This is a genomic window from Ventosimonas gracilis, assembly GCF_001580025.1.
GTDB classification, from domain to species: Bacteria; Pseudomonadota; Gammaproteobacteria; order Pseudomonadales; family Pseudomonadaceae; genus Ventosimonas; species Ventosimonas gracilis.
In genome coordinates, this window is the sequence record NZ_LSZO01000056.1 from 1 (window position 1) to 3,613 (window position 3,613).

At 53.5% G+C, this 3,613-nt stretch carries 7 protein-coding genes; 4 read left to right on the top strand and 3 right to left on the bottom strand.

Annotation, left to right across the window (positions count from 1 at the left end):
* Positions 1 to 112 precede the first annotated feature (112 nt).
* Entirely contained in the window at positions 113 to 1,174 is a 1,062-nt protein-coding gene (locus AXE65_RS02765; protein WP_204376504.1) for an exonuclease domain-containing protein, read from the bottom strand.
* A gap of 238 nt (positions 1,175 to 1,412) precedes the next feature.
* Here AXE65_RS02765 and AXE65_RS02770 point away from each other — a divergent pair, with 238 nt between their 5' ends.
* The 4 genes from AXE65_RS02770 to AXE65_RS02785 all read left to right on the top strand — a co-directional run bounded on the left by AXE65_RS02770 (position 1,413) and on the right by AXE65_RS02785 (position 2,703).
* Positions 1,413 to 1,676: a hypothetical protein gene (locus AXE65_RS02770; RefSeq protein WP_068387753.1), complete on the top strand. Its 264-nt coding sequence runs from the start codon at positions 1,413 to 1,415 to the stop codon at positions 1,674 to 1,676.
* An 82-nt stretch (positions 1,677 to 1,758) separates the two neighbouring features.
* Positions 1,759 to 2,010: a hypothetical protein gene (locus AXE65_RS02775; protein ID WP_068387755.1), complete on the top strand. Its 252-nt coding sequence runs from the start codon at positions 1,759 to 1,761 to the stop codon at positions 2,008 to 2,010.
* Positions 1,979 to 2,518, top strand: a complete 540-nt coding sequence (locus AXE65_RS02780; protein ID WP_204376505.1) for a hypothetical protein — start codon at positions 1,979 to 1,981, stop codon at positions 2,516 to 2,518. The genes AXE65_RS02775 and AXE65_RS02780 overlap by 32 nt, the downstream gene beginning before the upstream one ends.
* Positions 2,515 to 2,703, top strand: coding sequence for a hypothetical protein (locus AXE65_RS02785; RefSeq protein ID WP_068387764.1), 189 nt, complete (start codon positions 2,515 to 2,517; stop codon positions 2,701 to 2,703). The genes AXE65_RS02780 and AXE65_RS02785 overlap by 4 nt, the downstream gene beginning before the upstream one ends.
* A 79-nt stretch (positions 2,704 to 2,782) precedes the next feature.
* On the opposite strand, the gene AXE65_RS02790 is transcribed toward AXE65_RS02785, so the two are convergent.
* Together AXE65_RS02790 and AXE65_RS02795 are read right to left on the bottom strand one after the other, a co-directional pair.
* Positions 2,783 to 3,085, bottom strand: a complete 303-nt coding sequence (locus tag AXE65_RS02790) for a helix-turn-helix domain-containing transcriptional regulator (protein WP_068387767.1) — start codon at positions 3,083 to 3,085, stop codon at positions 2,783 to 2,785.
* A gap of 11 nt (positions 3,086 to 3,096) precedes the next feature.
* On the bottom strand, positions 3,097 to 3,414 hold the full coding sequence (locus AXE65_RS02795; RefSeq protein ID WP_068387772.1) for a type II toxin-antitoxin system RelE/ParE family toxin: 318 nt from the start codon (positions 3,412 to 3,414) through the stop codon (positions 3,097 to 3,099).
* Between the last annotated feature and the right edge of the window lie 199 nt (positions 3,415 to 3,613).

Sequence of the window (3,613 nt, forward strand, 5' to 3'; positions counted from 1 at the left end):
ATTTTCGAACGTTTGAAGTACCTATTTTTACCAGTCATATCAGGAAGTTATCATGCCATAAAAACATGTTTGCTTCCTAAGACCCTTTGTTTTAAGGCGGGCAAAACGGTCTTTATAGCCTTGCAAGCCACTTAAAAAGCGACCGCGGGAGACCAGCAAAATAGCGCTCTAGCGGACTAACCGCCTGCCGCGCAACCTTCGCAGGCGGCCCGCGCTTTGCCCGCTTCGCCTCGCTAGAGGGCAAGCTTTTGCCGCAGGCGCGGGCACCGGTATGCTTCACCAAGGCCAGAAAGTCCGTCTCCGAAATGATTCGGATGGCTTGGCCTTTTGCCATCAGGTCTTCAGCCTTACGGTGCTTGCTGCTCTTTGTGTGGCCGTTCAGATGATCTAAATCCTGATCTCCCACGACGAGTAGTGTCGTTTTCTTGGTCACACTATTCGCTACGGTGCAACCGACCGAGGCGGCCAGTTGCGCCGCATCTGGTCGAGGCAGGGATAATGACCCGGTGAAGACTAACGTCTCTCCAGATAAATGGCCGTCGGGATTTCCAGCAAGTTTTGTAAGCGATTTTTGTTGGAAGGGGCCAGCGGTTTTTGTGCGCCCAGCGGTTTTTGTGCGGCCAGCGCGGCGTGGGTTAATTGGGAGCGTTACGCGCGTCTCCCATTCTTCGAGCGTCATGCCGCTATGCCTTAGTGCATGCACGAGGATATGACCGGCGGCTATGGCGTCTTCGAGCGCATCATGATGCTGGAATTCTATGCCGCAGAATTTGGCAACGTTGCCGAGTCCATATCCTTTGGTGGCAAATTGCGGCCAAGTGCGTCTCACTACTCCCGTGGTATCTAGCCAGCGCAGCTGTGGGATGGGTAGCGAATACTTTTGGCAAGCGCGCTGCAGGGCTGTGCGATCAAACGATGAGTGGCTAACAACCAGATGCCCGTCGAGCACTCTGGCAAGCTTGGGTGCGATGGTAGGCCAGCGCGGTGCGTTCAATACATGGCGTTTTTCGATACCGTGCACGGACACATTGATCGGGTCAAAATAATCCTCTGGATTGACCAGGGATTGCCATTTTTTCAGTAGCTCGCCATTGCGGAAGATGGCGACGCCGATTTGGCAGATGGACGACAGGTCTGGGTTGGCGGTTTCTACATCGATGGCAATAAAGTTCATGGCGCGCTCTTATTAGATGTGGTCGAGATACACTTCCCCAACGATGTGATCGCGGCAGAAGTGATGCGCAGATGATAATGGCATGACCGCCGGAATTATTTTCGGATTATTTTGAAAAATGCCTTGCATTTATCATAAATAGCCGTATAATGGGCACATGGACGCAACACAAACCCCGGAAGTCCACCGGAAGCATGCAAGCGCTAAAAGTCTTGCAATCATCTAGAGGCAACACACCATGAAATACTTAACCCGCGAACAAGCAATCCAAGAAGCAGGCCTGGAAGCAGTTGTCCAAGCAGAGCAATACAATGCTTACGACTACTGGTGGGACAAAACCACTAACACATATCTCTTTGCTGGTGAAGCGAAAGGTTACAGCGCAGAATTTGATTGTCCCGTGACTGTCTACGCGATCTATGAGCAAGACTACGATGTAGTGATGGCCGAGGAAGACTTAAGTAACTTGGACTGGGAAATTGCGTACTACTTAGTTAAGTAACCAGCCAAAAACCGACTAACTCAAACAAAAGCCCCCGCGAAAGCGGGGCAACTAAACTCACTCATTAAAGGTCTAAAACATCATGAAAACCACAGTCATCATTATCAAGCGCGGCGCTGGCTATATCAGCACCGTACACGGCCAATTTGGCGGCGGCCACCAAGGCGCAAAGTGCGGCCTTACCCCTTTTGAGGCGGCCACCAAGGCGGCGCAACTAATGCTCCGGTATGCAACAACCAACCCCGAAGGCGGCAGCCTGATGGCTCCCGATGAAGTTAAATCCCTTGTGCCAGAGCATTTGCATGAGATTGCAGGCAATGGTCAACCAGATTAAGCGTCGCATCAAGGCGGCAAGCTGGGAGGCTATGGATTGGACAAAATCAAATAGCCAAATTGCAGCAGAGACTGGCAAAGCCTATGACACCGTAGCCAAAAGACGTGTAGCGCTTGGCAAGAGCGGGATGGCTCTACAACGATCACCACGCAAAGATTTGAAACAGTTGATAGCCAGGCTGCAAACCCCCGAAATGCGGGAAAAATCCAAGGCTAACCAGCCCCTCGCCACACAAGCAGCCAAGGCCAGCCCAAAGGCAGGGCGCGGTATTGATAATGTCCACGCGGAAGATTGGCACCTACTATCACCTACTGGCGACTCTTACAAGGTGCGTAACCTATATGAGTTTGTGCGAGCCAATGCGCACCTTTTTCCGCCCGCCGATGTCGTGTGGAAACGCCAAGGCGGCGCGCGTGGCACAGGCGGGGAATACTGCAATGCCACCGCAGGCATACTCAATATCAAAGGCGGCAAAGCTAAAAGCTGGAAAGGTTGGAGGATGGTATGACTGACAGCGCAAAGAAAAATGGCAAAACCTCAGGGCGCGGCGGTGCACGACCCAATTCCGGGCCGAAACCATCCGGCATTGAGCGCAAAAAGGTGACTGTCTACCTCACACAGCAGGAGCACGAAAAGCTTAAGGCGCTTGGCGGCAGCAAGTGGCTGCGGGAAATGCTGGCTGATCAATCCTGATTTAGCGGCCAGAAACCACCGTTACCCCGTTACCTCTAAAAAATCATGCTATATAAAAAGCGTGTGAAGAGAGAGTCAGTTACGCCACCGGCTGGATGGGCTGCACCGCGAGGCGCAGGCTCATCGCCTTGAGAATCGCGGACAGGCTGCGAATCTCGGGGTTGCCCTTCGCGGACAGCGTGCGGTAGATGTGCGTGCCGTTAAGCTGCGCCTTCTCTGCCACCTTGGACACGCCGCCGAATGCCTTCGTCATCTGGCGCAGCGCGATCAGTAGCTCGCCCTGGTCGCCGTCCTCAAGGATGCTGTTCAGCAGCTCTACCGCATAGGCCTGGTCTTTGCGGAAGACTTCGGCCATCGCGTCGTCATGTGCTCGATCTTTCATTGCTCTGTCTCCTATCGAGTTTTCCAGTCACGCCAGTAAGCGCAGGCGCGCTCAATATCGGCGTCTTGCTTACGCTTATCGCCGCCGCACAACAGCAGTACGACGGTAGCGCCCGCTTTCGCGTAGTAGATGCGGTAGCCCGCGCCAACGTCTATCCGCAGCTCCCATACGCCTTCGCGCAACGGCTTGTGATCGCCAAAATTACCCATCTCAACGCGCATAACGCGCCGGTCAATGGCAATCCGCGCTTTCGTGTCGCGCACCTGATCGCGCCATTCTGCGAAGTGGTCGCGCCCGTCGTTGGCGATGTAGTGCTTTATCTCGAACATGTCTTATTTTCGCTTATAAGCGAATTAATGTCAATGTGAACCAAGGAAATTTCAGTGCATCAATTTTGTTTCATTCCCCGCTCAAAACTTCGTCGAGCCTCGCTGAAAGCAAGGGAGGGGAGGGGCGAAAAGTTCCGGACACCGCCAGAAGCAACCTCACACGGTCCTTAACGTGCGCGAAGGTGAAAAATGGGGAGGG

Coding starts and splice junctions, on each gene's coding strand:
- AXE65_RS02790 (WP_068387767.1), bottom strand. CDS start 3,085: ATGAAAGATCGAGCACATGACGACGCGATGGCCGAAGTCTTCCGCAAA.
- AXE65_RS02780 (WP_204376505.1), top strand. CDS start 1,979: ATGAGATTGCAGGCAATGGTCAACCAGATTAAGCGTCGCATCAAGGCG.
- AXE65_RS02765 (WP_204376504.1), bottom strand. CDS start 1,174: ATGAACTTTATTGCCATCGATGTAGAAACCGCCAACCCAGACCTGTCG.
- AXE65_RS02770 (WP_068387753.1), top strand. CDS start 1,413: ATGAAATACTTAACCCGCGAACAAGCAATCCAAGAAGCAGGCCTGGAA.
- AXE65_RS02795 (WP_068387772.1), bottom strand. CDS start 3,414: ATGTTCGAGATAAAGCACTACATCGCCAACGACGGGCGCGACCACTTC.
- AXE65_RS02775 (WP_068387755.1), top strand. CDS start 1,759: ATGAAAACCACAGTCATCATTATCAAGCGCGGCGCTGGCTATATCAGC.
- AXE65_RS02785 (WP_068387764.1), top strand. CDS start 2,515: ATGACTGACAGCGCAAAGAAAAATGGCAAAACCTCAGGGCGCGGCGGT.